This window comes from Serratia sp. BNK-23 (assembly GCF_047456145.1).
GTDB lineage: Bacteria > Pseudomonadota > Gammaproteobacteria > Enterobacterales > Enterobacteriaceae > Serratia > Serratia nematodiphila.
This window is the reverse complement of record NZ_CP179900.1, coordinates 510,464-536,718: the sequence shown is the minus strand read 5'-3', so window position 1 is coordinate 536,718 and position 26,255 is coordinate 510,464. Positions and strand designations below refer to the sequence as shown.

The 26,255-nt window shown below is 58.0% G+C and carries 29 protein-coding genes, 1 tRNA gene and 1 pseudogene; 5 read left to right on the top strand and 26 right to left on the bottom strand.

Going from position 1 to position 26,255, the window contains the following annotated elements; translation table 11 throughout:
- Positions 1-247: 247 nt before the first annotated feature.
- The 3 genes from rpsU (at position 248) to rpoD (ending at position 4,347) form a co-directional block, all read left to right on the top strand.
- On the top strand, positions 248-463 hold the full coding sequence (gene rpsU, locus ACMGF9_RS02595; protein ID WP_001144069.1) for a 30S ribosomal protein S21: 216 nt from the start codon (positions 248-250) through the stop codon (positions 461-463).
- Positions 464-599: 136 nt separating this feature from the next.
- Complete coding sequence (dnaG, locus tag ACMGF9_RS02590) at positions 600-2,348, top strand: DNA primase (protein WP_015379098.1); 1,749 nt, start codon at positions 600-602, stop codon at positions 2,346-2,348.
- 157 nt (positions 2,349-2,505) lie between these two features.
- Positions 2,506-4,347 (top strand): RNA polymerase sigma factor RpoD, encoded by a 1,842-nt coding sequence (rpoD, locus tag ACMGF9_RS02585; protein ID WP_004937194.1) that lies wholly within the window; start codon positions 2,506-2,508, stop codon positions 4,345-4,347.
- Between the two features lie 55 nt (positions 4,348-4,402).
- Here rpoD and ACMGF9_RS02580 read toward each other — a convergent pair whose 3' ends face one another.
- Both ACMGF9_RS02580 and mug read right to left on the bottom strand, forming a co-directional pair.
- Positions 4,403-4,855, bottom strand: coding sequence for an ester cyclase (locus ACMGF9_RS02580; RefSeq protein WP_118891681.1), 453 nt, complete (start codon positions 4,853-4,855; stop codon positions 4,403-4,405).
- A 15-nt stretch (positions 4,856-4,870) separates the two neighbouring features.
- A complete protein-coding gene (gene mug, locus ACMGF9_RS02575) occupies positions 4,871-5,359 on the bottom strand; it encodes a G/U mismatch-specific DNA glycosylase (protein ID WP_414160523.1) in 489 nt (162 codons plus the stop codon).
- 146 nt (positions 5,360-5,505) lie between these two features.
- Here mug and ACMGF9_RS02570 point away from each other — a divergent pair.
- A tRNA-Ile gene (locus ACMGF9_RS02570) sits at positions 5,506-5,581 on the top strand.
- A 106-nt stretch (positions 5,582-5,687) separates the two neighbouring features.
- Here ACMGF9_RS02570 and ACMGF9_RS02565 read toward each other — a convergent pair.
- The gene (locus tag ACMGF9_RS02565; protein ID WP_139276980.1) at positions 5,688-5,909 is read right to left on the bottom strand and encodes a hypothetical protein; all 222 of its coding nucleotides are present in this window, start codon (positions 5,907-5,909) and stop codon (positions 5,688-5,690) included.
- On the bottom strand, positions 5,872-6,519 hold the full coding sequence (locus ACMGF9_RS02560) for a hypothetical protein (RefSeq protein ID WP_072628551.1): 648 nt from the start codon (positions 6,517-6,519) through the stop codon (positions 5,872-5,874). Before ACMGF9_RS02560 ends, ACMGF9_RS02565 begins: the two co-directional genes overlap by 38 nt.
- Positions 6,520-7,299: 780 nt before the next feature.
- Between ACMGF9_RS02560 and ACMGF9_RS02555 the strand changes: the two genes are divergently transcribed.
- Positions 7,300-7,881: a hypothetical protein gene (locus ACMGF9_RS02555; protein WP_164123050.1), complete on the top strand. Its 582-nt coding sequence runs from the start codon at positions 7,300-7,302 to the stop codon at positions 7,879-7,881.
- 49 nt (positions 7,882-7,930) lie between these two features.
- Here ACMGF9_RS02555 and ACMGF9_RS02550 read toward each other — a convergent pair whose 3' ends face one another.
- The 22 genes and pseudogenes from ACMGF9_RS02550 to ACMGF9_RS02445 form a co-directional block, all read right to left on the bottom strand.
- Positions 7,931-9,583: a hypothetical protein gene (locus ACMGF9_RS02550; RefSeq protein ID WP_164123048.1), complete on the bottom strand. Its 1,653-nt coding sequence runs from the start codon at positions 9,581-9,583 to the stop codon at positions 7,931-7,933.
- Positions 9,570-10,136, bottom strand: coding sequence for a hypothetical protein (locus tag ACMGF9_RS02545; RefSeq protein ID WP_060431899.1), 567 nt, complete (start codon positions 10,134-10,136; stop codon positions 9,570-9,572). Before ACMGF9_RS02545 ends, ACMGF9_RS02550 begins: the two co-directional genes overlap by 14 nt.
- Positions 10,111-10,818 carry a hypothetical protein gene (locus ACMGF9_RS02540; protein ID WP_241005046.1) on the bottom strand — a complete coding sequence of 236 codons (708 nt, stop codon included), beginning with the start codon at positions 10,816-10,818 and terminating at the stop codon, positions 10,111-10,113. Before ACMGF9_RS02540 ends, ACMGF9_RS02545 begins: the two co-directional genes overlap by 26 nt.
- A gap of 4 nt (positions 10,819-10,822) precedes the next feature.
- Positions 10,823-11,254, bottom strand: coding sequence for a tail fiber assembly protein (locus ACMGF9_RS02535; RefSeq protein ID WP_241005045.1), 432 nt, complete (start codon positions 11,252-11,254; stop codon positions 10,823-10,825).
- Positions 11,255-13,233: 1,979 nt separating this feature from the next.
- Positions 13,234-14,118, bottom strand: a pseudogene (locus tag ACMGF9_RS02530) (phage tail protein); the annotation flags it as partial.
- Positions 14,119-14,123: 5 nt separating this feature from the next.
- Entirely contained in the window at positions 14,124-14,723 is a 600-nt protein-coding gene (locus ACMGF9_RS02525) for a phage tail protein (protein ID WP_060431896.1), read from the bottom strand.
- Positions 14,716-15,900, bottom strand: a complete 1,185-nt coding sequence (locus ACMGF9_RS02520) for a baseplate J/gp47 family protein (protein WP_164123042.1) — start codon at positions 15,898-15,900, stop codon at positions 14,716-14,718. Before ACMGF9_RS02520 ends, ACMGF9_RS02525 begins: the two co-directional genes overlap by 8 nt.
- Positions 15,878-16,225, bottom strand: a complete 348-nt coding sequence (locus tag ACMGF9_RS02515; RefSeq protein ID WP_164123040.1) for a DUF2590 family protein — start codon at positions 16,223-16,225, stop codon at positions 15,878-15,880. The genes ACMGF9_RS02520 and ACMGF9_RS02515 overlap by 23 nt, the downstream gene beginning before the upstream one ends.
- On the bottom strand, positions 16,225-18,624 hold the full coding sequence (locus ACMGF9_RS02510) for a phage tail tape measure protein (RefSeq protein WP_164123038.1): 2,400 nt from the start codon (positions 18,622-18,624) through the stop codon (positions 16,225-16,227). The genes ACMGF9_RS02515 and ACMGF9_RS02510 overlap by 1 nt, the downstream gene beginning before the upstream one ends.
- Complete coding sequence (locus tag ACMGF9_RS02505; RefSeq protein ID WP_373275230.1) at positions 18,624-18,761, bottom strand: DUF6890 family protein; 138 nt, start codon at positions 18,759-18,761, stop codon at positions 18,624-18,626. Before ACMGF9_RS02505 ends, ACMGF9_RS02510 begins: the two co-directional genes overlap by 1 nt.
- Positions 18,762-18,811: 50 nt before the next feature.
- Positions 18,812-19,087 (bottom strand): putative phage tail assembly chaperone, encoded by a 276-nt coding sequence (locus tag ACMGF9_RS02500; protein WP_262189443.1) that lies wholly within the window; start codon positions 19,085-19,087, stop codon positions 18,812-18,814.
- 120 nt (positions 19,088-19,207) lie between these two features.
- Entirely contained in the window at positions 19,208-19,579 is a 372-nt protein-coding gene (locus ACMGF9_RS02495; protein WP_060435828.1) for a hypothetical protein, read from the bottom strand.
- Positions 19,579-19,920, bottom strand: a complete 342-nt coding sequence (locus ACMGF9_RS02490) for a M15 family metallopeptidase (protein ID WP_060431891.1) — start codon at positions 19,918-19,920, stop codon at positions 19,579-19,581. Before ACMGF9_RS02490 ends, ACMGF9_RS02495 begins: the two co-directional genes overlap by 1 nt.
- Positions 19,907-20,209, bottom strand: a complete 303-nt coding sequence (locus ACMGF9_RS02485; RefSeq protein WP_060431890.1) for a phage holin family protein — start codon at positions 20,207-20,209, stop codon at positions 19,907-19,909. The genes ACMGF9_RS02490 and ACMGF9_RS02485 overlap by 14 nt, the downstream gene beginning before the upstream one ends.
- 9 nt (positions 20,210-20,218) lie before the next feature.
- Positions 20,219-20,674, bottom strand: coding sequence for a DUF2597 family protein (locus tag ACMGF9_RS02480; protein WP_046897793.1), 456 nt, complete (start codon positions 20,672-20,674; stop codon positions 20,219-20,221).
- Entirely contained in the window at positions 20,671-21,795 is a 1,125-nt protein-coding gene (locus tag ACMGF9_RS02475) for a DUF2586 domain-containing protein (RefSeq protein WP_284065694.1), read from the bottom strand. Before ACMGF9_RS02475 ends, ACMGF9_RS02480 begins: the two co-directional genes overlap by 4 nt.
- The gene (locus tag ACMGF9_RS02470; protein ID WP_046897795.1) at positions 21,792-22,502 is read right to left on the bottom strand and encodes a hypothetical protein; all 711 of its coding nucleotides are present in this window, start codon (positions 22,500-22,502) and stop codon (positions 21,792-21,794) included. Before ACMGF9_RS02470 ends, ACMGF9_RS02475 begins: the two co-directional genes overlap by 4 nt.
- Entirely contained in the window at positions 22,499-22,999 is a 501-nt protein-coding gene (locus ACMGF9_RS02465) for a phage tail protein (protein WP_060431888.1), read from the bottom strand. The genes ACMGF9_RS02470 and ACMGF9_RS02465 overlap by 4 nt, the downstream gene beginning before the upstream one ends.
- Positions 22,996-23,448 carry a head completion/stabilization protein gene (locus tag ACMGF9_RS02460; RefSeq protein ID WP_414160522.1) on the bottom strand — a complete coding sequence of 151 codons (453 nt, stop codon included), beginning with the start codon at positions 23,446-23,448 and terminating at the stop codon, positions 22,996-22,998. Before ACMGF9_RS02460 ends, ACMGF9_RS02465 begins: the two co-directional genes overlap by 4 nt.
- 99 nt (positions 23,449-23,547) lie before the next feature.
- Positions 23,548-24,252 (bottom strand): phage terminase small subunit, encoded by a 705-nt coding sequence (gene gpM / locus ACMGF9_RS02455; RefSeq protein ID WP_414160521.1) that lies wholly within the window; start codon positions 24,250-24,252, stop codon positions 23,548-23,550.
- Between the two features lie 6 nt (positions 24,253-24,258).
- Positions 24,259-25,287, bottom strand: a complete 1,029-nt coding sequence (locus ACMGF9_RS02450) for a phage major capsid protein, P2 family (protein WP_060431885.1) — start codon at positions 25,285-25,287, stop codon at positions 24,259-24,261.
- Between the two features lie 43 nt (positions 25,288-25,330).
- Positions 25,331-26,152 (bottom strand): GPO family capsid scaffolding protein, encoded by an 822-nt coding sequence (locus ACMGF9_RS02445; protein ID WP_414160520.1) that lies wholly within the window; start codon positions 26,150-26,152, stop codon positions 25,331-25,333.
- Positions 26,153-26,255 lie beyond the last annotated feature (103 nt).

Sequence of the window (26,255 nt, the reverse complement as noted above, 5' to 3'; positions counted from 1 at the left end):
ACCGGCTTGCGCCTATGTCGATGATTCATCCAGAAAATGCCTGAGCGATTAAACACGAGCATTTTTTTCTGATTAGTCTATAATCAGCGCCCGGTGCAAAATTGCGCACGTTGCGGCAGAGCGACGCGGGTTTCAATTTGCTGTGATGCTTTACAAAGCAGCATCCATTGGAGTAAAATTCCGCACCATTTTGAAAAGGCTGGCGCTTGGCCAGCAACAAACCGAATTTTATTGAGGTGAGAGGCACATGCCGGTAATTAAAGTACGTGAAAACGAGCCATTTGACGTTGCTCTGCGTCGTTTCAAACGCTCTTGCGAAAAAGCAGGTGTTTTAGCTGAAGTTCGTCGTCGTGAGTTTTATGAAAAACCAACTACCGAACGTAAACGCGCTAAAGCTTCTGCTGTGAAACGTCACGCGAAGAAACTGGCTCGCGAAAACGCACGCCGCACTCGTCTGTATTAATTCTTCGGGGGCAACCCCACCGCGTGAATTTCTGATTTTCAAAATCGCGCAGACCGAGTAGTTGCATACGAAGGCCGTGCTTTCCGAAAGGAATGCGCGGCTTGTTCTCGTTTATAGGCTAATGAAGTAAGGGCTTATGGCTGGACGAATTCCGCGCGTATTTATCAATGACTTGCTGGCTCGCACCGACATCGTCGATTTGATCGACGCCCGCGTGAAGCTCAAGAAGCAAGGCAAGAACTATCACGCGTGCTGTCCGTTCCACCACGAAAAGACGCCTTCCTTTACCGTTAATGGCGAAAAGCAGTTTTATCACTGTTTTGGGTGTGGTGCGCACGGCAACGCCGTCGACTTTTTGATGAATTACGACCGACTCGAGTTTGTCGAAACCATCGAAGAACTGGCGACCATGCACGGGCTGGAAGTGCCTTACGAAGCGGGCACCGGGCCAACCCAGATCGAACGCCATCAGCGCCAGAGCCTGTACCAACTGATGGAACAGCTCAGCGCGTTCTATCAACAGTCACTGCAGCAGTCCTCCGGGGCGCCGGCGCGCAACTATTTGCAGCAGCGCGGGTTAAGTGACGACGTTATTCGCCATTTCGCCATCGGCTTCGCGCCGGCGGGATGGGACAACGCCCTGAAGCGTTTCGGCCGCGACGCCGACTCGCGCCGCGCATTGAACGATGCCGGCATGCTGGTGACTAACGATCAGGGGCGTTCATACGACCGTTTCCGCGAACGGGTGATGTTCCCCATCCGCGACAAGCGCGGGCGCGTGATCGCCTTCGGCGGCCGCGTGCTGGGCGACGGTATGCCGAAATACCTGAACTCGCCGGAAACCGAAGTTTTCCATAAGGGCCGCCAGCTGTACGGCCTGTATGAAGCACAGCAGAACCACCCTACCCTGCAGCGGCTGCTGGTGGTGGAAGGGTATATGGACGTGGTGGCATTGGCGCAATTCGGCATCGATTATGCCGTCGCCTCGCTCGGAACCTCGACGACGGCGGAACACATTCAGCTGTTGTTCCGCGCCACCGACAACGTCGTCTGCTGTTACGACGGCGACCGCGCCGGCCGCGAAGCGGCCTGGCGGGCGCTGGAAACCGCGCTGCCGTACCTGAATGACGGGCGCCAGCTGCGGTTCATGTTTTTGCCCGACGGCGAAGATCCGGACACGCTGGTGCGCAAGGAGGGCAAAGAAGCCTTCGAACAGCGAATGGAGCAGGCGCAGCCGCTGTCCACGTTCCTGTTCGAAAGCCTGCTGCCGCAGGTGGATTTAAGCAGCCCGGACGGGCGCGCCAAGCTGAGCACGCTGGCGCTGCCGCTGATTACTCAGGTGCCGGGCGAAACGTTGCGCTTGTACCTGCGCCAGGAGCTCGGCAACAAGCTGGGGCTACTGGACGACAGCCAGCTCGACAAGCTGATGCCCAAGCAGGCTGAAAATGCGAATCCTTATCAGGCGCCCCAGCTAAAACGCACAACCATGCGTATACTGATAGGGTTACTGGTGCAAAATCCGCAGTTGGCTACACTTATCCCTTCGCTGGAAGGGTTGGAGCAGACCAAACAGGCGGGATTGCCGCTGTTCGTCGAACTGGTGCAGACCTGTTTGGCGCAGCCGGGCCTGACGACCGGGCAATTGCTGGAGCTGTATCGCGACAACAAATTCAGCCAGCAGCTTGAAACCTTGGCGACCTGGAACCATATGATCGTTGAGGACATGGTCGAGCAGACCTTTTTGGATACATTGGCCAGCCTGTACGACTCGGTGCTCGAGCAACGGCTGGAAACGCTGATCGCCCAGGCCAGAACGCGCGGTCTGAGCGCGGAGGAACGTGAAGAAGTCCGTTCTCTCAACCAGGTTTTAGCGAAGAAAAACTGAATACCAAACGGCTTAAGTGCCGATAATTGCGAGGGCAGAGCCCTGCACAGTGCCGCCATAGTGGGCCGCGGCGATAACGAAAACGCCCCAAATGCTATTGTTGGCGGTTTCGCCGACCGACACCAACCTAAATACTCTGAAGTGTGGATACCGTCTTATGGAGCAAAACCCGCAGTCACAGCTGAAGCTACTTGTCACCCGTGGTAAGGAGCAAGGCTATCTGACCTATGCTGAGGTCAATGACCATCTGCCGGAAGATATCGTCGACTCCGATCAGATCGAAGACATCATCCAGATGATTAACGACATGGGCATCCAGGTGATGGAAGAAGCACCGGACGCCGATGACCTGCTGCTCGCCGAAAACTCGAACAGCACGGACGAAGATGCGGAAGAAGCCGCCGCACAGGTTCTGTCCAGCGTGGAATCCGAAATCGGCCGCACCACCGACCCGGTGCGCATGTACATGCGCGAAATGGGTACCGTCGAACTGCTGACGCGCGAAGGCGAAATCGACATCGCCAAGCGCATCGAAGACGGCATCAACCAGGTACAGTGCTCGGTTGCCGAATACCCGGAAGCCATCACCTACCTGCTTGAGCAGTACGATCGCGTCGAAGCGGGTGAAGCGCGCCTGTCCGATCTGATCACCGGCTTCGTCGATCCTAACGCGGAAGAGGACATCGCCCCAACCGCCACTCACATCGGTTCTGAACTGTCGAGCGAAGAGCAAGACGACGACGAAGAAGATGAAGACGACGAAGACGACGACACCGAAGACGACAACAGCATCGATCCTGAGCTGGCGCGTCAGAAGTTCGCCGAGTTGCGCGATCAGTATGAAGCGACCCGCCTGGTGATCAAGAAAAACGGCCGCAGCCACGCCAGCGCCGCGGACGAGATCCTGAAGCTGTCTGAAGTGTTCAAGCAGTTCCGCCTGGTGCCGAAACAGTTCGACTTCCTGGTCAACAGCATGCGCACCATGATGGACCGCGTTCGCACCCAGGAACGCATCATCATGAAGCTGTGCGTTGAACAGTGCAAAATGCCGAAGAAAAACTTCGTCACCCTGTTCGCCGGCAACGAAACCAGCGATTCCTGGTTCGAAGCGGCGCTGGCGATGGCCAAGCCATGGTCGGAAAAGCTGAAAGACGTTGCTGAAGACGTGCAGCGTAGCCTGCAGAAACTGCGTCAGATCGAAGAAGAAACCGGCCTGACCATCGAGCAGGTCAAAGACATCAACCGTCGCATGTCGATCGGTGAAGCGAAAGCTCGCCGCGCTAAGAAAGAGATGGTTGAGGCCAACCTGCGTCTGGTTATTTCTATCGCCAAGAAATACACCAACCGCGGCCTGCAGTTCCTGGATCTGATCCAGGAAGGCAACATCGGCCTGATGAAAGCGGTAGACAAGTTCGAATACCGCCGCGGTTACAAGTTCTCGACGTACGCCACCTGGTGGATCCGTCAGGCTATCACCCGCTCCATCGCCGACCAGGCGCGCACCATCCGTATTCCGGTGCATATGATTGAGACCATCAACAAGCTCAACCGTATTTCGCGCCAGATGCTGCAAGAGATGGGCCGCGAGCCGACGCCGGAAGAGCTGGCCGAGCGCATGCTGATGCCGGAAGACAAGATCCGCAAAGTGCTGAAGATCGCCAAAGAGCCAATCTCGATGGAAACGCCGATCGGCGACGACGAAGATTCGCATCTGGGCGACTTCATCGAGGATACCACCCTCGAGCTGCCGCTGGACTCCGCGACCTCGGAAAGCCTGCGTTCCGCCACCCACGACGTGCTGGCCGGCCTGACCGCGCGCGAAGCGAAAGTGCTGCGCATGCGTTTCGGCATCGACATGAACACCGACCACACGCTGGAAGAGGTTGGCAAGCAGTTTGACGTTACCCGTGAGCGTATTCGTCAGATCGAAGCCAAGGCGCTGCGCAAGCTGCGTCACCCAAGCCGCTCCGAAGTGCTGCGCAGCTTCCTGGACGATTAAGTCAGGCGGTTGCACTCAAAACAAAAACCCCGGCCTGCCGGGGTTTTTTTATGCCTCAGAACATGCTGTTGCCGCTGGCGGTCTTCTCCGGCACCGGCTGTGTCACGTCCCAGTGTTCAACGATCTTTCCGGCGCTGTCCAGACGGAAGATATCGACGATCGCCGCGGTTTTACCGGCCTCGCGCCCGCTGACCTCCACATGCAAAATCACGAAGTCGCCGTCGACGAACGCCTGTTTCACCTCACTGTGCGAATTGGGGTAACGCGTTTTCAGCAGCTCGACAAATTGACGAAAACCCGCCACGCCGTCTTTGGCATTGGGGTTATGCTGTTTGTATTGTTCGCCCAAAAACGGCCGCGCCGCCGCAAAATCCTTGTTGTTCAGCCCCTGCCGATAAAACTCCAGCACGTTCTGCTTGTTGCGCGCTTCCTGCGGCGAATGCCCCGCCTGTGCAGCGCAGGTCACCAATAACAGCGCCATCAAACAACCTTTCATCATCGATGTCATCGCAATTTCCTTATCTCATTGCAGCGCCAGGAACAGCTCGCGATAGCTGGCGGTCAGCTGCTCCAGCGTGGCGCGATTCAATCCGCTGGGGTTGGGCAATACCCAGACCTCGGTTTCTCCCAGCATCATCGTCTGCTTGCCCCAGGGCACGTTTTTCACCCCGAAGGCGGTGGTGAACGCCTGCTTGCCTAAAATAGCCAGCGCGCGCGGCTGATAGCGCAGGATCTTCTCTTGCAGCGCCTCGCCGCCGCTGCGCAACTCGTCGCGCGACAGCTCGCTGGCCGCCACCGTCGGGCGCGCCACCAGCGCGGTAATGCCGCAGCCGTTGTCCTTCAGCTGCTGCCACTGCTCCGGCGCCAGCTGGCTCTTGGTAAAGCCGGCCTGATGGATCACCTTCCAGAAGCGGTTGCTGCCGTTGGCGAAAGGATAGCCCTGATGGGCGGAAGAAAGGCCGGGGTTGATGCCGCAAAACACCACCCGCAGGTTGGGCGCCAGAAGTTCCATGAGTGTCGTGAGTCCATTGCAGGGATTTACTGCGGTTATCGCAAAATCCGCCAGCAATTACAACAGGCTAGAACTGCGCAGAAAAGCAACATACGGGCGGGTAACAGTAGACCGATGCTTAAGGATTCCCTATAATCTCGCGGCTTGGCCCCTTAGCTCAGTGGTTAGAGCAGGCGACTCATAATCGCTTGGTCGTTGGTTCAAACCCAACAGGGGCCACCAAATTTTAGCATTAAAATCATATAATTAAGCCACCATGCGAAAGGTGGCTTTTTTATTTTCTGATGCCAGTGGCAGCAAAATGGCAGCGGCCTGCCGCCATTTTCTTTCATTTCTCACCTCGCAACCACCCAATAGCCAAGCTCACCAGGAAGCCAGCAAAGAAGATCGCGACAGCCGTAGCGATTGATTTCCACCACTCGTCAAACCAAAACAATGCAACAAATGCAGCTATTGAGAACAGGCCAATGATTATGGACTCAGCCAGGTCAGCAGTTTGCCGTCCAACAAATTTAACGAACTTCGCAAGAAAGGATTTTAGCCAGCTCATGGTTAACACCTGCGCAAAACTGATTGGAAGAATTATTGATGTAGATTAGATATGGCTCTAAGAAGCTCTCAACGAGAAAATACGCCATATCCAAATTCATCCCCCTTATCTTGTAAAACGTTTTGGGGAATTTCACCTGCATACGCCTGGAAGCAAGCGCAGCTTCCTCAATCATCCCTTGGAACATAACCACGTTCAGAATGGCGGTCGTGCTGTATTTGATAAACCGCTTGTAGACGAGGCCGTAGCTCGCCTTGCGTATGATGTTTGAGGCAATTTTATTGGCAATGAAAAATTGTGTCACACTACGGCCCGCAATAAACCCCTCCGCGCGGTTAATCTCACCCGCGACAGCACTCTTACTGCTTTCATCGAGTTTTGAATAAAAATCGTTGATGACAATCATCACCAACTTTCGTATTGGCTCTTGCTTATCAACGGCTGAACGGATCAAGGAAACAAACCGTTCAGTTTCCCTAAAATTTCGCTCCTTTAGACTGCTACCAGCCGCACCCGAACCCTCCCACGTTCTTCTAACGCTGTAGCCAAGGCTAACCGGTAACGAACCGATCCCCTCAGCAATTCCCTTAGCTATCTGCTTGGCGTCCATAAATTTTCCTTAAGCACACGTTGTTCAGGTCAGAGAATAACCAAACAACAAACCGATTACCAATTCACGCTTTTTTCAGTTCACTCGACACGGCCTAATTTCCTCCCAGCCCTTGCCGTGCTTGGTATCGCGAACTTTTCTCCAAAACTCTAACGATCCTTCCCAGCAAGCATAAAACCCACGTAAAACAAACTTTTCCCTTAATTTTCAATCAACTGACTTTTTACCGAGATCCTGCCGAGATCGTCAAAACTGTAAAAACCTGAAATCCGTTTCAAAGTTTTCAGTTTGGCCCTGTTCGCAAAACCCCAGCAGCGGCGCGGGCTGGCGGGGTGATTTGTAGAAAAATAAAACTGAAAAATTTTTATGATCCAAAACGCGCAGGCGGGTGCGGTGTAGTGCCGTTTTCGTGGTGCGAACGTTTATTTCGTGGGGATTCTGTCGCGCTGGCGGCTCGCTGTTGGTTTGATCTTCTCTGTGGGTAAGGCGGGGTGTTTTTTGTTTGCGAAGGCGCTACGGGGCGCACAGGCGGCATAGATGGCAGGCCACGAAAATCCCTCGGGTTTCGGCAACCTTCGGTGGTCTTTGCAGATTTAAGACAGGCGGCTTAGCGTTGCTCTTCGAACTTGAATCCGCCGTGCACCAAGAGTACGAACCAGTGCTTCAGTAGTGTAAATTGTTTGTTTCTACCCTCTTGCATCTTTAAGTTACTTGAGTGTAAGAATTGATTATGAGTTCACATTTACTCGATAAATGAAACCAAATAAAGGAATACATAATATGAGTGAGGATTTTACAAAGAAAAAACTTCTTCAGGGAGTAATATTTACCTTGTTGATAACTATTGCAACCGGCTTAGGTAACGTATTTTCTGCATTCTTTATGCTTGACGTTAAAAAGCAAGAAACCGAGGACAACCTACATGCCGATGCCAGACGGCGGGCGACCGAGTTGCACTGTACGAAGCTCGAGGAAAGCGCTTCTCTGGCAGCTGAGATTGTTTTCCGTGCTGACAGGGGATATCCCAACACTGTGACTCTGCATGACCTGATGTTGGTATATGGTGGAAAAATGCCCGAAAAGTCGGTTCCTGATGAAAAAATAAAAGAAGACCAAAAAAATCTGGAGCACAAAGTGTTTGGTTTGCTCCCTTATCTTCTGCCTGATGAAGCACAGACAATGGAAAAAGTAACGCTGCAACATATTGTCGTGACGGGTATGCGTACCAGTAAGGTTCCTGCTGAACGCCGAGTGTCTTCGTCAGAAGGTGGTTTTAATTTCAATAATGAAATGCATGAACTCCGAAATGCCGGAGCGCGGATGGGCAAGATGTTCCGGGAAAGATGCATGAATTTTAAGTAATTCTGAACCCACCACAGCCCTACACTTTAGTAACCCGATTTTTGCAACATTATCCAATCACGGGTGCGTATTTGCTTTTCAGCTGGCTAGACTTCGTGCCGGCGGCGCTGATAGCCTGCGCGTTCTGCGGTGCGCCGGTGTTGCTGTGAGTGTGAGTGGCAGTCTGCCGCGCCAGCTCCTGCACTACGTCCAGAGTGTCCAGCATAAGCGACATCACGTTAATCTGCTGACTGCCTACCCACACCACCGGCGCGATCACGTCCTGGCGAACGGCGGCGATGCTGCTACGGATTTTCCCTATCTTCTCGATCAGGCTGCCGCCGACTTCCGTTTTGGCATCCTTCGCCACGCTGGCCACATACCCGGATTGCGTGGCCAGGCTGTAGTCGCCCTCGGCGATTTGCACGATGGCGCCGGCCAACAGCGTCGCCGTTCCCAATACCGTGGTTTTGTCATTGGCTTGCACCGTGGCCGTTCTGGCCACCAGGGTGCGGGTTTCTTCGTCCGCGTGGATCTCGCGGTTCATCGAATGCTCGCGGATGGTCTGATCGGTTTGGCGTTCCCAATCGCCCGCCTGCGTCACACGCTGGGACACCTCGGCGCGTTGCTGTTGCAGCTGCTCACCCGGCTTGATGTCCGGCAGCGCATGGCCCTCTGCTACCGTCTGACGCACAAACGGTTTATCCGGGCGGCCGCCGGTAAAGCCCACCTCCACCAACGCACCGGCAGGCGGAAACTGGAACATCCCGGACTCACTGCCGGCCATCGGCACCGGCAAAGGCACCGCCGGATAAATCGGCGTGTTTTTGGCCGGGCTTCCGTCCGCATCCAGCAGTTGCACGTCTACCGCATAGCGGGGTCGGAACGGATCGGCCAGATTCCCGCTGCTGACCGCCTCCGTTGGCGCCACCACCCTGGCAAACTTCGGCAGGTGCAGCCCGGCGGCCAGTTCAGGGTAAGCCGCTTCAATCTGGCGCTGCGCCGCCGGCTTGTCCTCGGCCTTACCGGTAAGCGGATTCAACGCCAGCCAGGTGATGGCCGTATTGTCGTTATCCAGCCGAACCTTAGACAGGCGTTTGCCGTTGACGACCGCGCCCGGTCGCAACGCCTGTATCAGGGGGATCGTCATGCTGTTGCCGCTGGATTGGCTCTGGCTGAACTCGGCGGGAATATCGATCGGGGTGCCGGCCAGCATCGAGTGCGCCCAACTGCCCAGGAACACCCCGCCGTCCGGCAGCGGCTGCCAGATGTAATCCGGCACGCCAAAAGCCGGCCCCAAATTGGCCAGCAGCTGATAGCCGTTACCGCTGTGGGTAAAATGCGGGATCGGTTTGTCGGTGTAGTCGGCGGTCGGCAAGGTGAAGGTGATCCCGCTGTTTTCCTGCAACCAGTCGGCCACCTGGCGCAGCGTCGGGTGCTGGAAGGCGCAGGGCCACAACTTATCGAATACGCCCGCCAGCTCGCGCACGAACAGCCGTTGAAAGCCATTTTCTGCCGGCTGGGAGCGCTCAACGTAGCCGGTAAACCAGCGCAGAATATTGTCGGTATAGCCGACATCCAGCCGCACCAGCTTGCCGGTGTAGTCCTGCCCCGTTTGCGCGGTGATAAACCCCCGCCCGCAGGCGTTCAACTCCAGCACCAGATTGACATCCACCAACGGCACCGCATCCCCGGACAGCATCAGGCGTTTAACTGTTTTCATCGTTCCCCACCACCTTGGCGGCCAGCGCATCCGCCGGTTTCAACACCTTGCGCTCGAACCAGCTCAATTGCTGATCGTCTTCGGCGGCTTTGCCGCCCTTCACTGCGCCATTGCCGCCCGGCGTCTGTTTACGGGCGGCGGTTTTGTTGTCTTCACGGGCGCTTTTTTTCTCCGGCACGCTGAGGTGTTCACGCAACGTGAACGTCACCAGCCAGGCCTGCTTGCCGTCCTGCTTGGGGGCGTCGATTGAGCCGGTGAACGTCGCCAGGCGAAAGTTGATGGCCTGCGCGGTATGGTTGGCCACGCGGTAACGCTTCAACTTCCCGCCTTCCGTTGCCTCCGCCAGCGCGAACAGCCGCGTCAGCACCTTGGCCTCGCTGAACGGGATCATGCCCGAAATGCGCAACTCCTTGGGCTTAATGCCCTGTTCGGCATTGGCGGTGCTGGACGTTTGGCCGGATTGGTCTTTATCCTGAAACTGCATCATCGGGGTGACCATCAGGCCTTTTAACGCGATGGCCTCGCCATTAAGGGCTAGGGTGACTATCGTCATGGATCATCGCCTCCAGCGTCGATAAATCTTTGCCTGCAAACAGCATTCCGAGCGTAAACACGGCATCCTGCTGCGGCACGTTCTTTTTCATTTCGGCGGCCAAACTCGCCACATTCCCCTTGCCCGTGAACGCCCACGCCGGCGCCGTCTTCCCCTGTAGGGCCGTCATGGCCTGGCTCACCCCGTCTAATGCGGACTGCCGCACCTGCATAAAACCGGCCAGGGCGGATTGCAGCCCCGCCACACTGGCGCCAACGGCGGCGCCGGCTTTGGCCTCGACAATACGCTGCGCGTTCAGCGCCAGGCGCTGGGCAGAGGTCGACAACGGCACCGCCGCCGGCAACCCGCCGCCGAATTTGCCGGGGATCTGCATTTTCTCCACGGCTTGCGTGGCCGCTGTTTGTGCCATCCGTTTCACCTGGCCCAGCACCGGCAATGGCAACACGTCCGCCATGCTGGCCAGCAGGGGCATAAACTCCGCGTATGAGGTCGCACACACCAACAGCACGGTAACGGAGAGTTCATCACCGCCGGCGCCAAGCCGTTCGGCCAGGTAGTTCACCGCATTCTGCGGACTCAGGTAATTACCCGACGCCTCCGCGCGGCCGATGCCGTGCACCCACGGATGCACCGGCACCATAGAACAGGTTAACGCCTGCATGTCGCCCGGCATCTTCAACATTGACTTACGCCACACCCGGCACCTCCGGCCAAGCAATATCCGGCGCGGCGGCAGGATCGATGCGATTAAGCAACACACTGTAGGTTTCCCATGCCGTCAACGCGGCTTTTTCCTTATCGGTTGCCATGCGCAATTTTACCGCCCTTTCCAGTGGCGCTATCGCCCTGGCGGCGTTGTCCATCAACGCCGCTTTTTGCCTGGCGGCGTGCTCGGCAAGTTCGGCTTTGGTCGGTGCCGGTGCATCGACCCAGCAAGGCAGCCCCCGGCTGTTGGCGCCGCGCACCTTGCCGGCCGGCCCCTGGCCGCAATACCGTTCCCAGGTGGAGGTGGAAACCGGGGTAACATCCTCCGGCCAGTTGCCATTGGCTTCATAATCGGCGCGGTCTTCATAGACATAAAAGGCGCCGGTCGTCGCACTGAATCCATAGTTCATCATCACACCCCCACCGATTGCCAGAACACCACCTGTTCCTGGCCATCCATCATTGCATTAAACCCGTTGTTATCCAGATCCCGCGCCTGGATATTGACCCGACTGTCACCAAACCAGCTCCCGTTGGAACTGGACAGCGTCAGTTGTACGCCAAAGCATTCGCGTACATAGCCGCGTGGAAAACCCACACGGTTAATATAATCGCCACGGTTGACGACGCCGCCCTGGATGATGAACCCCGTCACCTCGTCCTTGTACCACCAGGCATTGCGGCCGCCGGCAACGGCCGAGCGGCTATTGACGAAATCAATGGTAGCCCTGGCGCCTACCTCGCGGTTAAACGTGTTCCAATCAACACGGCTGTTGATGTTGTTATCGCGGGCCGTGAACTGATTGTTCAGCCAGTTGCTGAGATACCCGCCCCAAATCGTGCCGTTGATGTTGCCATCATTCTGGTACACCGCCGAGCCGGCGATCAGGTTGCCGGGTGCGACAAATTGCTTGTTGTTGGGATCAAAGTGCCAGATCGCTTCCGCGTTGTTGTCTCCCCGCACGTGGATGCAAGGCTTGGCAAAGCTGCCTTGACCACTCAGCAGATACCCAAAGCTCACCGCCGTCGGGTAACCCTGCCCCTTGCGGTTGCTCCGGCCTTTCACTAGCGGCACATAGCGCCCACCCTCGGCGACATCCCAATCAAAGTTTTCCTGGTAGAACGGCGCTTTGGTGTCGAGTTGCGCTGCATACGCGCCGCTCCCTTCCGGCGCCGCACCCGCAGGCGTCGAAAGGTATTTTGCCGTGATTTCAGCGCTGCTCTTAACCGCTCCGGAAAGCTGACCGCCGTTCCTGGGCAGGTAGCTTTCCCAGCCCGTAAATCCGCCGTTAACATCCGTCGCCACATAAAACTTGTTCGCGGTACCGTGGGCGATAAACAGGTAATGGATAAACTTTCCGTTACCGGAGGCTGTGCTTAAATCGGTGCCATTCGTTGACACATACAGCGAACCCCACGGAACAGGCGTCCAAGAGCTATTTTCCACACTCCAGGGGCCGGGCGATGTCGGCTTATTGGCACCGGTAAGGACGCGTACTACCCCCATCCGCGCGGCGAAGTTATTGCTATGGTCGGCGGCCTTCACATCACTAATGCTCGGCTTGTAGTCCGTGGTGTAAACCCTGGCCCATGTTTTCGATTCCGCGTTGTCTTTACGCAGCGAACGCAAATAAAACGCACGATCACCAGACCCGACAGCAAATTGCACATTGCGATATTCGTTGACCTTGCCCGTGAACAACACCCCCATGCCGCCCGGCACCGGATACCCCTTGTTGTTGGCTGCGACCAGAGACTCAACCGTAAAACCATTATCCCTATCAATATCACCGTCAGAACTGGCCGTGCTGACATCCGGGAACACCAGGCGCGGCAGCTTAAGCGGCCCCGTCATATCGTCGCCCACACGTTTCACGTACCGTGCATCCGCCTCGGTCTTGTTCCAGGCGTTGACGTCGCCGGCCACCAGGTTGACATCGCCGGACAACGGTTTGCCGTTCACCTTGAACGAGCGCAACGCATATTTCTGCGCGGCCTGGGCATCAGTCAGCGCCCCAACATCGGCAGCCGTAGGCTTAAATCTCGTGGTGTAGGCTTGGAACCAGGTCACCCCGTTACTGGCAATATTCGACCGCCCAAAGAAAGCATCGCCGTTATTTTGTACGGCAAGATAGCCGCCGGATGGCCCACCGTCACACGGCAGGCTAAGCACGCCGTAGACCTCCCGGCCTGGCGCGTTCTTCGAGGTGTTATTAACCCGGTAGATCTCCGCCTGATTACAGTACGCATCATCGCGGTGTCGGGAGCCGGAACCGAGGCCAAACGCCCCGACTTCCATCAATTGTCCGCCCTGAATGCCCACATTGCGCGTCGCGGCCGTTCCCAGCCCCAGGCTGCCGCGTGCCACCGCCGGATTTTTCAGGTCGGCCAGATTCTTGTCCTTGCGCAAAAACGCCTCGGTGCCGTTCTGGTCTGACAACGATCCCTTGGGTCGCAGGTCGGTGATGTTGCCGGCAGCGTCAATGCTGGCCACCGCAAACAGGTAATGCTTAAACCCGGCGGCGTCGGTGTAATCGGCCGCCGTGGCGGCAACCGTCAGTTTCACCACCGCCGCCCATTGGCTTACCACGTTGCCCTGGTAGCTTGCATCGACCCACACCTTGACCGGCTTGGCGCCCACGGTGATGGTTTGGTTCGTCGCCAGTACCGCACGCAGCCCGCCCACGTAACCGGTGCCGGCATTCACTACATACTGCGCCCCGTTCTTCACCACCAAAAAGCCGTTGCCGAAAAACGCGCCGGCGCCGTAGTGGTCACGATTGATAAGCCGTTGCATGTCATCAATACCGCCGAGCCGCGCGGTAAAATCAATCTGCCAGGTCTCGGCCGGCGTGGTGATGCCGGTTTCTTTGGCAGCGCCGTCATATTCCATCAGGAAAGAGCGCGTTATCGCGTTGCCCTGTTGGCCGGCACGGTTCGCCACCTTGCGCTGAGTCGGGGCATGGATAACCATCGCCACCGTGCCGCTGGCCTTATTGACCAGGCCGATCCAGTTGAAATCAAAGTCGCCGATCTCGGTGCCGAGCGTCACCGAGTACACCACGGTATTGCTGTTCACGACGCCGGTTTTGTTGACGGCCTGGCGATGCACGATATGCCCCGCCGCCGGCATCCCTTCCTTGCGGTCGATGGGCTTGTTCGGATCGAGGCCGGGTACGTTGGCGAACACAAATTCATCCAGCACCACGCGCGTGCCGTCGACGGCCTCTTTGGCTTTCCATTGCTCGAAAGCAAAGGTGATCGCAGTTTGTGACATACTTCTTACCCCTTTAAAGACGCACGCGACACGCTGGCGCTGCTCGGTTGTTGGGTGCCGGCAAGCGTCGCGCTGTAGCACACGTATTCACCCCCGACCCAGCCGACACGCAGCTGCAAGGAGGAATTGTTGATAACTTCAAATCGATAGCGGCGGCAGGTGCGCCCGTACTGCCGGATGATCTGCATCAGCAAATCGGGGTTGCCGGCCACCTGGCCATCGGTGACGCGCACGCTGATCACGTCCCAATCAATGCCTGGCTGGCGCTCCAGGATCTCCACATAGCCCACGCCCAGCCGTTCGAAAATGGCGACAAAGCCCGCAACGGAACCGGCATCGCGGGCGTTGATAAACGCGTACATCACCCGCTTGCGAAACAGATCCAGCGGCTCGCCGTCAAAGCGGGCAATATCCCGCTGATAGGCCAAAATGTGCAGCAGCGCCACGGTGCAGGTGGCCGCATCCAGTTGACGCAGCGGCCACACCAGCCAGCCATGCACCCAGCGCCAGAATGCGCGGGCCGCCCGCAGCAACTTGGCCGGTTCGCCTCGGTTCATCCATGACGGTAGGCGCAGGCCGTCCAGTTGCTTATCGAAATCAGGCATTGCTTACCCCCACTTTCAGCGACGACAGGCGCGGCACGTTCAGCTCGCTCACAATGTCGCCCAGGGAAAAGGTGATCGACTCCAGCACCGGGAACGCGCGGTGCAGCTCCCGGCCCAGGTTGGAAAATGAAAATCGCGCATACGGCCAGGTCTTCTTAACGTCATACTCCGCGTTCTGCCGAAAGGCGCAGCGGATCAGGGCTTCGCAATTGCGCACCAACTGCGCCAGCTCGTCGGCGGTAAAGTTGGCCTTATTCTCGACGAACAGCGTCACCGCCAGTGCGTGCTGGGTTTCCGGCAGCGCAAAGCACTGCATATCATCGCCGTGGCCGTGGTGGCCCTGCCCGTTGATGTAGTCGTTAACCGCGCTGATAAAGGGCTGTGAGACCACGCCCGAATCCAGCAGCAGATAGGCATTAGCGGTGCCCGGCCCGCGCGGGGCGTCATGCTTGAAGAAGATGCGATCGATACTCAGGCCGGCGACGCTTGCAATCATGCTGCGATACACCGCATCCGTGTGATAGTTTCCGGCCAGGTTGTACTGGTTGCGGCAGCGGTCACGCAAATCGTCGTCCGACTCCCGATCGGCGCCCGGCGTGGTTAACCAACCGTCCTCGTTTTCAACACGCACGATCCCCGGCACGGCCTGCGGCAGGATACGGAAATAGCCCGGCGCCAGATTGTGCGCCCCGCCCGGCTCGGTGGCGGTCACTGCGACAAATCCGGAGGCATTGCCGGCCGGCAGCGTGGTTTCCTGCGCCACGGCCAGGCTGTAAACGTTACCGTTGATACGCTCGGTTTGTATGACGGTTCCCGCCGGCACGGTCACCGATGCCTGCGCGTTGTCCTTGAAAAAACGCACCATGCCCGCCGCTGCCGTTGCCGGCTTGCGCTTGACGTTCACGCCCCAGGCGAACACGTCCAGAAAGCTGCCGGCGGCGGTGGCCAGATACATGTTGCGCATCACCACCGTGACCAGCACCGCCTTGAGCCACATCACGGGTGTGGTCACAATGACCTGAATTAACCGCCAGAACGGCGACATTCTGGAGGTGTTGGTAATTAAGCCTTCATGGGTGACCAGGTCATTAAATTTCTGGTTTACGTCTTCTTCGGTCAGTGGCATACCGCTTTCGGTAAGCGCCTGCTCATAATCAATTTGCGGTTTCGTCGCCATAATTAACGCTGGCCTCCACTTTGCCGAAATCATAGGTTTCTGCGGTCACCCAAAGCCGGGATTTTGTTTCCTCATGCACCACCACGGTGCCGGGAATAATGCGTTCATCATCCTCGACCAATAAAATAATCTGCATCAGCACATCCGCGCGAAGTGTCGGACTTCTTTCCGCCACAAGCTGGGTAATTAACCCACTTTCAATAATGGCGTGTACGCAGTCTTGACCAATGCTCACCCGGTTATTGCATAACACCGGTTCATTACCGGGATTTAACGTAAAATTGCCGTTCTCAATCAGCAGGTCGATATATAAGGGATCGTGCATCAGTTTAATTCCTGCCATTCCATTAATTGCTCTGGCGTCATGCCTTGCTTGACGTTGATATTTTCAATGCGTATTTGCTTACTGTTATCGGTGACGGTGCGCGTGTTATTGGTGATGTCCTTGCTTAATCCGCCCGGCCCAATCCCTTTTAACTTGCCGCCGGTGATAAGCGTATTACCGGTTAGCGCTGCCGGTTTGGCCTTGTCGGGCTGTACGGCCGCCATCGCTTTAACCTGCGGCGCCGGCGGCTGTGGAATGGCAAGTGCAACGGGCGCCGGCGTTCTCTGCACCGTCCCGGCAACCGACGCGGCCGCGGTCGGCAGCGACTGCCCCACCGGTAATGCGGAGGGCGCCGGCAGGACTTCACCCGACACCGCCACCGCAGCCCCCGGCAAAGCCGGCACATCAGCCACGGCGGGCACCACATCTACCGTCATGGCATCAATATCGATGCCCGGCAGCATATTCAGCTTGTCCACGATCCAATTGTAGGTGTCGGCAAACGAGGCCTTGAGCACCTTCCACAGGTTGGAAAACACGCTGCTCACCACCTGGCCGATTTTCTTGAACGACTCGACAGGCCGCGCCGGATCAAAGGCGGCGATAACATCCAGCCAGCCCTGGTAAACAATGCCAATCGCATCGAACAGGTGACCGACCATGTTAATCACCAGTTCGAGCGGAGCCAACAGCAACCCGAGCGCACCCGCCACAATCTGCCCGCAGGCTTCGCCGGCACTGGTCACGCCCTGGAGTTCGCCGGCTGTCCACTGCACCGGGGCCAACAGATTCATGAACCACCCGAACAAGGTTTTGACCGCGCCCCACACGGCGCCAATCGCCCGCGAAATCGGACTGAACAGCCCGGCGAACGGCGCCAGCGTGCCGGCGGCCTGTTTAAACCCGCTGATAAACCCTTTCACAAACGCCTTGATGGGCTGCCAGAAGATGTAAACCGCCGCCACTGCCGCGCCGATCGCTGCAACCACCAACGCTATCGGCCAGGCCATCAGCAGGAACGAGGCGGCCCCGGTACGTGCGGCGATACTGGTCGCCAACAGGGCGGCCCGCACGCCTTTCAGCCCCCGATTAAAAACGGTTGTCGCGGCGCCGCCGGCGAGCATGGCCAGGCGGTTTAGTCCCAGCAATTTGGCCACCGGCCCCAGCAGATTCTTAAGCCCCAACATCAGGAAGGCATGAACGCCGATCGCAATGTTGGCAATGGCGCCGGCAGCCGCCAGGCTCATGAAGGCGATCACGGCCAGGCCAATGGCACGGGCCAGATTGGGGAACAGCTTCAACCAGCGAACCAGCGTTTGGCCAGCATCCGCCATCTTGTTGATCAGCGGGTACAGCACCGGCAGCAGGGTTAAACCCATCGCCGCGCGGATGGAATACCAGATCGCCGTCAGCCGCTCCCACGGATTGGCCATCTTGTGCGCCATTTCCGTGGCCCGCTTCATGCCGTCGCTGCTGCCGAGGGTGTTGATATGGCGATTCAAGATGTCAACGTTGCCGTACAGCTGCTTGATAACGTTCGCGCCATCGCCAAAGGCTTTATCCAGCTCGGCCTGCGCCTTGAGATTGCCCTCAATGCTGGCGCCATATTTGGCCTGTAGCTTCTCCAGCATTTGCGGCATGGTCAGCATTTGCCCGGACGCATTCACGAAGCTCAGGCCCAGCTGCTTGGCCCCCTGCTGCGCCACCTTGTAAAAGGATTCATAGCTGCCGCTGGCCTCGGTGCCCAACGTCTTCTCCAGTTGCCCCAGCACCGCAAACTGTTCATCCAGCCCCACGCCGTAGTTGGAGCCGACGCCCTTGGCGCCTTCCATCAGATCGGAGATCGTCTGCATACTGGTGCCGAACGCCTGCGCCATATAGGCCGTTTTGCCGGCCACCTGCTCGGCAAACTCCACCCGCCCAATCTTCTCGGCGTAGCTGTCGAATTTGTTGTACATGCTGCCCATGTACTCCGCCGCCTCGGCGGCGCTGCCCTTGACGGCGGCGGCCAGGGTGTTGGTCGCCACCGCGAAGGCCGGCAGCTCATCATTGCTCAGCCGCGCCACCTGGCTGCGAATAGCCTCCGTGGAGCCGATAAACTCGGTCGCGGATTTCCCGTACCGGGCACTGAACGCCAGCGCATCGCCGGCCACCTTTTGCAGGGTTTTGTCGTCAATGCCCTTGGTGGCGGCCGAGTTGAGCGCGTCGGTCATTTCAATGGCCGGGCCGAGTGCCCCCTTGATTGACAAGCCGACGCCCACCAGGGCCGCACCGCCTACGGCAATCTTGCCAAAGGCCGCCTGTGATTTTTCCGCGAAGCCGGTCACCGACGCCTGCGCCTGTTTTAATGGCCGCGTCAGCTTGTCGATCAGGCTCAGGGTAAAATCTAGCTGTTTCATTATTCGCCTTTAAATGCCAAAGAAATGCCGTTTGCCACGGAAATGGCGTTATTTTCCCAATACCGGTTATCCAGCCAAATGGCGCGGGCCAGATTTTCGGTAGAATCATTCTCATTCGGCAAATAATGCCGACGCAGCGTTAACGCCTGCTCAATGAAATTACCGTCAATGGCCCGCAGCCGGTTGGTCAGTTTTTTACTTCAATTTCCAGCTTAGGCGCATATTTCGCATTGACCGCTTCGGCAATCTGGAGCGCGGCGCCCGGCAGTTTTAATAATTCATCCAGCGCCGCCTTGGTGTCATTGGAAACAATGCGGCGCAAATAGGTATCGTGCGGCGCCACCTTATTGTCCATTGTCATGTCGTTAATCAGGCTGTTATACGCGGTGGTGTTTGGCTCAAAGGTCACCACTTCGCCCTGAATGGTCAGGGTGATTTTATTTACGGCTGCGTCTTTACTCATGGTACTAATTCCTCTCGCTGGTTTATTTCGTCAACTAATTGATTATGTCTGGCGGCGCACGCCGGGTAATTATCGAAATACCACAGCAGCGCGTCGCTAATATCCTTGCCCGTCACGCCATTAAGGCGCGGTAGCGTTTCCGGGCACTTCACCCGCAGATTTTCCTGAAAGGGCACGTTCGGCACGGTCGGCGGCGTCGTTGTACATCCTGATAAAGTCATCAGACAGACACACGCGGGTAAAAACCGGCTTAACCACTTCGGTGCGGATCTCTTTGGGTGGCGCGTTTCGTATTGCATCCAACTTTTCCTCCAACTGGCGGGCCGAGGCGCTGGCCACCGCCTGCGCTTCCTGCCTGGACTGCTCACCGGCCTGCGACGCCGCCCGCTCGACAGCCAACTGCACGCTGTCCCGGTGCCAGCCATTGGCCAGCCATCCAAGCCAGAACGCCGCCACCAACACCGCCAGTCCCAACCCTGCCGCCCTGTTCATCAGCGCACCCCGTTGTGTTCCAGGCTAAAGTGATTGCCATCGGGGCGACTCTTGAAGCGCCCGCCCCAACTGCCGCCGATGGACTCCCAGAACTCGCCGAGCGGTAAATAGGCCTCGGTCTGCGTCTGGTATTGGCCGTTGATGAACAGATTAAAATCCACCGCCAGCCGCTGGGTGTGCAGACTGTTGGCAATACCCGCGCCGGTTTTGGCATTGCGGGCGGCCTGCTCCGGCGTGCGGTAGGCTTCGCCGAAGGTCAGCCGATAGCCTCGCTCGTCCGCCCAATAAATCAGCTGGGCGATCATCACGGTAAAAAGCTGCTGTTTTTCACTCAGTGTCATGTTTTCCCTTCCCTTTCAGCAGGCTGCTGCCCTTGCGCCGCAACCACAGTTCCACCGCCTGGTGGCCGGCAATCCCCAGCGCCGCCCCCAGCCCGACGATCGCGAGCGGCGACAACCCCGGCACCCAGATAAGCGCGGCGCCCGCCGCCATCGAGGTGGCCGAACCCAGCACGATGCGGCCAATAAACAACCGCAGGGTGATCGGCTCCTGGCTGCTCAGCACCTGCCCCACGGCGATAATCGCCCCCAGCACCAACAGCCAGACAATATTTTTCTCATGCTCCTGCATTGCCTACCCTTACCCGATCAGGTTCTGCGTAACGTCCGACTCCAGATAAGGAATGCCCCCCAGGCGCACAAAATCGGGATCGGTCACGACGAACTTGATTTTGTGGGTCATGATGCTGCCGCCCTTGGGATCAACGTCCAGAATGTCGCTCACAATCAGCTTGCAACCGAACGCCTCAACCTTCAGTTCTTCATTGCCGGCCTTGGCATACCACATCAGATCGATAGGCGGGATGCCGCGCCAGCTGCCGGCGGCCTGCGCCCTGGCTTTCACCTGGGCAAAGGCCTTGGTGCTCAATTCGATTTCGCCCTCGGCCGCCACGTCGCCGCTTACCCACCCGTCCGGCACGCCCTGGGTTTGGGCGGCGGCGGTGTTGTCGGTAATGCTCAAACTGACCTTTTCCGCGTGGATCAGTGCGCCGTCCATGTTGAAGTCGACCGACTGGCCCGAAATACGCTTTGTCATGCTGTTGCCTCCAGCGAGTTATCCAGCATCAGGCTCACCGTGATGCCTTTCGGGCATTCGTAGGTACGGATCACCAGATAAATTTCTACCTTGGTGGACGTGCGCCAGGTGATTTTGACGTCGCCGTCCTGCGGGGACTTCACTTCACCGGGGAACGTCACCCCGTTAATCTGGGTGCTGCGCGACATTTCACGCAGCACGCGGGCAAAGTACGCCTGGTGCGCGGCAATGCTCCCCGGCGTGCTGTTCAGCGACCGATCGGCAATCTTGGCAATCGCCTGGAGGCGGACGCGCCGCGCCACCTTGTCGACCACGCGCAGGTTCTCAACGGCCTGATAGTCGCCCCCTTCCACATCCAGCGTGCGGCCGTCTGACCAATACATGCCGTCATAGTCGGGATACCACATCGGCACGCTGAAACGCAGCGCCTCCAGCGCCTGGAGCGTGGCCAGCTCCAACTGCACCCCGGTGCCATCCACCGGCAGGGCCGTGCTGCCCATTTCGACCAGCGCCCCGGTGGCCACGCGGGCCGGACTGTCGGCGATGGTGACCTTGCGACTGCACAGACGCCCCGCCAGCACGCCCGGCTCGTTGCCCCACAGGCGCGGCGTCAACTGAATGCCCGGCTCCGCCACCCCTTTTTGCAGGTCTTTCACCCGGCCCAGGTAGTCCGCCCAGGTTTCGCCCTTCTGCACGCCCTCGGCAGACAAAATAAACCACTGCCACCGGCCAAACTTGGCGATGAACTCCGCCCGCAGGCTGGCGGCCGTCTTGATGATTTCCGCCGTTGCCGGCACCAGGCACACCACCCCTTCCACGCTCGCCACCTGCTGCGCACTGCGTACCGCCGCCGCCCAGGTTGCCGGCGCATCCGGTTCAGCCAGCACATGCACATAGCCGAACCAGTTTTGCCCGGCATTGAGCATCGCCGCCTTCACGTTGCTTTTCAGCACCGAATCGCCCATGCCTAGCAGCGCATCCAGATCGCTTTGCGTGTTGACCGCCAGCGTCTTGCCGACATTGGTCTTACCGCTGCCGACGAACAGCAACACCCGCTCAATGTCTTTGGTTTCACCTTGCAACCGGTTAACCTGGTTAACCTGAATCTCTGGCCAACTCATAATTTCCCCTTCATATCCTGCGCCTTGACATCCCAGCCGAACCCGATCGCCTGTAGTTGACGTGCCAACGCCTTGTTAAATTCTTCGTCGCTCATGCCCAGGAACGGACGGGCGGGAAGTTCTACCGTCCAAACGGATTTCGCCGCTTTCCCGCTCAGTTTTCTGATAAGCAACCCCGCCTGGGCGAACGACATCACCCCGGCAATTTCTTTCAACGGTGGCCGCCGCCACCGCGCCCCCCGCTTGATGCGGTAACCCAATTGCCGCAGCTTTTTGGCCTGGCGTAATGTCGCCTTGCGGTTGGGGTCGTTGTGCCGCTTGCCCGTCCGTTGGCGGCGGATTTGCGTGCGCATCCCCTCCTGCTGGGCCGCGCCGACCACCCCGGCCGGCACCGGGTTCTCACCGTTGCGATACCCGCCGCCCTGGAGGTAAACCCGCACCGCCTCGATGTCCGGCAGGTCGCGGATGTGCAGCAAATTGGGCAGATTGCGCAGCATCTTGCCGCGCCGACGCGTTTTCCTTGCCGCCCAGGCCTCACCGTCCGGGGTCTGCTGCTTTTTGACGTGCTGCTTTGCCGTCTGGATCACGCCGTACTTGGCCATGCGCCACAAAAAGCGCTGTTTCTTCTTCTGGCCCAGCTCCAGCCTGGCCAGCTCGCCGCGCAACTCTCGCAGCTGTTTTTTACTCAGCTCGCCATTGATGATCATGACGTTTTACCGATCGGCGCCCCGGTCGCATCGGCGCCGTATACCGTCCCTTCCAGCGCCCACCAGATTTGCGGGTCGGCCAGTCGCCAGCGCTCGCCATCGAAGGGGATCATGCCTTCCGCATCCCTGACCACCGTCAGCGCCTCATACAGCGTCAGCGTCACCTCAACAACGGCCGTTTGCGTATCCGCCAGGATCACTATCTCTGGCATTTCCAGATCAAAGCCCTGCTCTGCCAGCCCCTCGTCGGTGTGCTCTATCAGCCAGGACATCAGCAGGGCGCACAGATTGCGCGGATCAAACAGGCGGAAGGGGAAACGCCCCCAGGACAACACCACCTCGAACTGCATCACCGCCAGCTGGTACTGGTCTAATCCCAGCTCGCGCTGCGCCGGAATAAACCGCAACCCGTCCATGTCGCTGGTAAATTCCAGGTTGGCGATCCGCGCCGGCAAATGCGCCTTGATAAATTGGGTCAATGAGTCGAGTTTGCTCATACCAGCCGCGCCGACGATCGGCGCACCCCCTTCATGTTGCGCAGCACAAAAGCGGCCTCGGCCAGCAAGCGGCTGCGGGTTTCCGGGTTTTCCTGCCCGGCGTTGGGCGCCCGGCTGAACTGCGTGGAATACTCGCCCAGCAAATCCGCCTTGGCCCTGGCAAACACGGCTTTCTCGTATTGGGCTATCAGCGCGGTTTTACCGTCGATATTTGGCCCCGGCACCTCTGCGGCCGCCTGATACCCCTTGCCTTTTAGCTGGGTGGCCAGCTTCGCCAGATCCATATTGATTTCCGCCACCGTCGCCACCAGGGCCGCCGATAACGTGCCCGCGTCGATGTCGCTGGGAATGTTGCGCCGCTGCTGGAAGTCGGCCAGGTTCAGATCCGGCCAAAATCCGTCATTGGTCAGCACTTCATTCTGGTAATCAATGGGTTCACCGCTAAACATCGTTTCACTCCGAAAAAAAGCGGGCAGACCGGTTTCCATAGCACATCGCACCGAAGTGCCTTGCCTCCACCGCGCCCGCTTTGGCTTGCGGTAGTCGTTTTACTCTTTCGCCAGGGCACGCAACCGGGCGGCGATGCGCTGCCGGTGCGTTTTGACCTTGGCCCCAACCGGATCGAACGCGTGCGCCTGCATCAGCAAATTGTCGGCCTGCTCCAGCGTGGCCACATCTTCCACCGCCGTGGCGCGGGGTTCGCCGTTGTCGTCACGCAACAGCAACAACCCGGCAAACTTGAACCACTTGGCGCTGATTTCCTCATGCAGCCGCCAGTTGTCCCGCACGTTCTCAAAGGTGCGGGAAAAGTACGGCTCCACGCTGTTGCCCTGGGCGGCTTCTTCTTCCGCCCAGGCCAGCACGGTGTCCGCCGCAAAGGCGGCAAAACTGCGCCGCATCCGGTCGGGCGTCTGCTGACGCTGGGCGATCGCGATGTCCACCCAATCCAGCCCCAAATCAAAGTCGCCTACGTCGAACAACCAGATCACGCACCAGGCAAAAATCGGATTGGCGTGAACGTCACCCGCCGCAAGATAAGCCTCCACCGTGGGCTGCCAGCGTGGCAGCAACACGTCGCGTTTCATCAGGATGCGATCGGCAATGGTCGGCAGGTTGCGCAGCCGCGCAATGTCGCTTTCCATTGCCCGCACCTGAATGTGCAGGCTGTCCCAGCCGGCAATCGCCTGCTGGTTATCCAGTTTGCGCTGCGCCTGGATCATGGCGCTGTGGCGCTGGGCGGGTGACAGGGCCATGCCGTGTTACTCCTTCGCCACCGGTTCGCTTGGCTCTTTCACCTTGCCGATGGTGACGGCGCTTTCATCAAAGGCCGCGTACAGTTCCGGGTACTCCACCGCGTAACCTTCGTTGCGCAGGTATTTGTTCTCGTACTGTTTGCGGTCTTCCACGAACTCCGCCTTGCGCTGGCGGGTGTTGCGCTGGGTGTAGCAATGCAGGTTGCTCAGCGGCGTCACGATCATGCGCTTGCCCGGCATGAACGGCGGCACGATAGCCGGACGGCCGGCAATGGAGGTGCCCAGCATCTGCGCGGCGATTTTCTCGGTTGGGCGATCGGCAGCCTGATACAGGCGATACTGTTCCGCTGCGACCAGGTCGGCACCAACCAGCACCACCAGGCGCGGATCGTTGCGGAACTGCTGCGGAATTTTGCTGTTGATAAGGTCTGACGCCATCGCGTCCAGTGATTTGTAATCGCCCTTTTCATCCAGCGTGATCGGCGTATCGATGATTTGGTTTTTGTCGTAGTTGCGGACAAACTGGTGCCAGCCGATATTGACGTCTTCGCCGTTCGGGTTCTTCTCCGGATCGGTAGACTTCGCCACGTTGGTGCCGTTGAAGCCGATGCGCAGCATATCCAGCGCAAAGGACTGGTTGGTGAATTCCTGCATACGCTGGAAGAATTCGTTTTCATCGCCGGCGTTCGCCCACACCGACAGCAACGCCCATTTGAGGGCCGCGCCGGAGTCGGTTTCAACCAGCTTGTACTCCAGCCCGTCGACGCCGGTATTGCGGATAAAACGGCCGCCCTCTTTACGCCCGGTAAAGATGCCCGGATTACCCACGTTGACCACCTGGCCCTGCAACTGGTCAACATCGGCGCAGGTGATCATGGACAGGAAGTCCACGGACTCCAGCAGCGCCGCACGCAGTTGGGTTTCTTTCGGGTCGGTCAGAGAAAAATAGCGGTCAGCACGCGACTGGCCGTATTCTTGCGCAAGGCCGGCGCTGTATTTATCCAGCATCTCACGCGCACGTTGATTTAATTGCATAGTTTCCCCTCATCCACAGGATGAAATAAAAGCGGATGGTCGATTAAAGGAACTTGAACGGCTTACGCGCGTCGCCCTTTGGATTTTTGTTTGGCAACTTGGTAATGCGATCGTCCAGTTTGCTGAAATTCTTCACGATGCCGCCGATATTGTCGCGCAGCAGTTTGAATTCCTGGGTGTCCACCACTTCCTTCACGGTTTCCACATCATCCTGGACTTCTTCAACCGTCGCGGCGGTTTCTTCGGTTTTGCCTTCCAGCGCGGAAACGCGATTTTCCAATGCGGCGACAGCTTCCGCCAACGCCTGCAATTTATCCGGCTCGCCGGTGGTTTCTTCCGGTAATTCATCCTCCAGCGAGAAGAATTTACGCCAGCTGTTTTTTTTGTCCTTAGCCATATTTTTACCTATCAGGTTCAAGGGTTGAGTGGCCGCATAAATCAAACCCTGCTTGCGGGTCTGACTAAAGTGCAGCCGTTCGGTGTAGACACTCGCCGGCTCGTCGGTGACGGCCAGCCCTTCCAGATACGATTTGCCCGTGCCCCGGAAATTGCCATCGGGGGTAAATTCGGCCGAGCAGAACACCAATTGCCCCGCTGCATTGGCTCGCATCAGCCCGATATTGGGGCGCAGGCGAGCGAACAGCCGCATAATGCCGTCTTCGCCTTCTTCACATTTCAGGGCCAGCACTTCGCCACAATTCCCGTATTCGGTTTCGCGGCTATGTTCAGGCCAGATCATGGCGGTTTTTAATTTCGGATCGTATAGCTCGGCGGCATCGATTAACCATTGACGCTCAACAAAACGTTTGTCGCCGGTTTCGCCTTCCGCGCAAATACAAATCCAATCGGTCATTAATTGGGACACTGCACGCTCTTTTCTTATCCGGTTATATCGAGAACCTGATTATTACCCCGCAATAAAAACCGCGCACCCCATTAATTTCTGACACTTTCGGATAAGCGCCTTT

Bases quoted from the DNA above. Each gene is read 5' to 3' on its own strand.
- dnaG (WP_015379098.1), top strand. From the start codon at position 600: ATGGCTGGACGAATTCCGCGCGTATTTATCAATGACTTGCTGGCTCGC.
- ACMGF9_RS02495 (WP_060435828.1), bottom strand. From the start codon at position 19,579: ATGAACAGGGCGGCAGGGTTGGGACTGGCGGTGTTGGTGGCGGCGTTC.
- ACMGF9_RS02580 (WP_118891681.1), bottom strand. From the start codon at position 4,855: ATGACATCGATGATGAAAGGTTGTTTGATGGCGCTGTTATTGGTGACC.
- ACMGF9_RS02480 (WP_046897793.1), bottom strand. From the start codon at position 20,674: ATGACAAAGCGTATTTCGGGCCAGTCGGTCGACTTCAACATGGACGGC.
- rpoD (WP_004937194.1), top strand. From the start codon at position 2,506: ATGGAGCAAAACCCGCAGTCACAGCTGAAGCTACTTGTCACCCGTGGT.
- ACMGF9_RS02545 (WP_060431899.1), bottom strand. From the start codon at position 10,136: ATGACGATAGTCACCCTAGCCCTTAATGGCGAGGCCATCGCGTTAAAA.
- ACMGF9_RS02550 (WP_164123048.1), bottom strand. From the start codon at position 9,583: ATGAAAACAGTTAAACGCCTGATGCTGTCCGGGGATGCGGTGCCGTTG.
- ACMGF9_RS02485 (WP_060431890.1), bottom strand. From the start codon at position 20,209: ATGCAGGAGCATGAGAAAAATATTGTCTGGCTGTTGGTGCTGGGGGCG.
- ACMGF9_RS02555 (WP_164123050.1), top strand. From the start codon at position 7,300: ATGAGTGAGGATTTTACAAAGAAAAAACTTCTTCAGGGAGTAATATTT.
- ACMGF9_RS02565 (WP_139276980.1), bottom strand. From the start codon at position 5,909: ATGAGCTGGCTAAAATCCTTTCTTGCGAAGTTCGTTAAATTTGTTGGA.
- ACMGF9_RS02535 (WP_241005045.1), bottom strand. From the start codon at position 11,254: ATGATGAACTATGGATTCAGTGCGACGACCGGCGCCTTTTATGTCTAT.
- ACMGF9_RS02525 (WP_060431896.1), bottom strand. From the start codon at position 14,723: ATGCCTGATTTCGATAAGCAACTGGACGGCCTGCGCCTACCGTCATGG.
- ACMGF9_RS02520 (WP_164123042.1), bottom strand. From the start codon at position 15,900: ATGGCGACGAAACCGCAAATTGATTATGAGCAGGCGCTTACCGAAAGC.
- ACMGF9_RS02500 (WP_262189443.1), bottom strand. From the start codon at position 19,087: ATGAGTAAAGACGCAGCCGTAAATAAAATCACCCTGACCATTCAGGGC.
- rpsU (WP_001144069.1), top strand. From the start codon at position 248: ATGCCGGTAATTAAAGTACGTGAAAACGAGCCATTTGACGTTGCTCTG.
- mug (WP_414160523.1), bottom strand. From the start codon at position 5,359: ATGGAACTTCTGGCGCCCAACCTGCGGGTGGTGTTTTGCGGCATCAAC.
- ACMGF9_RS02515 (WP_164123040.1), bottom strand. From the start codon at position 16,225: ATGCACGATCCCTTATATATCGACCTGCTGATTGAGAACGGCAATTTT.
- ACMGF9_RS02540 (WP_241005046.1), bottom strand. From the start codon at position 10,818: ATGTTGAAGATGCCGGGCGACATGCAGGCGTTAACCTGTTCTATGGTG.
- ACMGF9_RS02490 (WP_060431891.1), bottom strand. From the start codon at position 19,920: ATGACACTGAGTGAAAAACAGCAGCTTTTTACCGTGATGATCGCCCAG.
- ACMGF9_RS02560 (WP_072628551.1), bottom strand. From the start codon at position 6,519: ATGGACGCCAAGCAGATAGCTAAGGGAATTGCTGAGGGGATCGGTTCG.
- gpM (WP_414160521.1), bottom strand. From the start codon at position 24,252: ATGGCCCTGTCACCCGCCCAGCGCCACAGCGCCATGATCCAGGCGCAG.
- ACMGF9_RS02470 (WP_046897795.1), bottom strand. From the start codon at position 22,502: ATGATCATCAATGGCGAGCTGAGTAAAAAACAGCTGCGAGAGTTGCGC.
- ACMGF9_RS02510 (WP_164123038.1), bottom strand. From the start codon at position 18,624: ATGAAACAGCTAGATTTTACCCTGAGCCTGATCGACAAGCTGACGCGG.
- ACMGF9_RS02475 (WP_284065694.1), bottom strand. From the start codon at position 21,795: ATGAGTTGGCCAGAGATTCAGGTTAACCAGGTTAACCGGTTGCAAGGT.
- ACMGF9_RS02460 (WP_414160522.1), bottom strand. From the start codon at position 23,448: ATGTTTAGCGGTGAACCCATTGATTACCAGAATGAAGTGCTGACCAAT.
- ACMGF9_RS02465 (WP_060431888.1), bottom strand. From the start codon at position 22,999: ATGAGCAAACTCGACTCATTGACCCAATTTATCAAGGCGCATTTGCCG.
- ACMGF9_RS02450 (WP_060431885.1), bottom strand. From the start codon at position 25,287: ATGCAATTAAATCAACGTGCGCGTGAGATGCTGGATAAATACAGCGCC.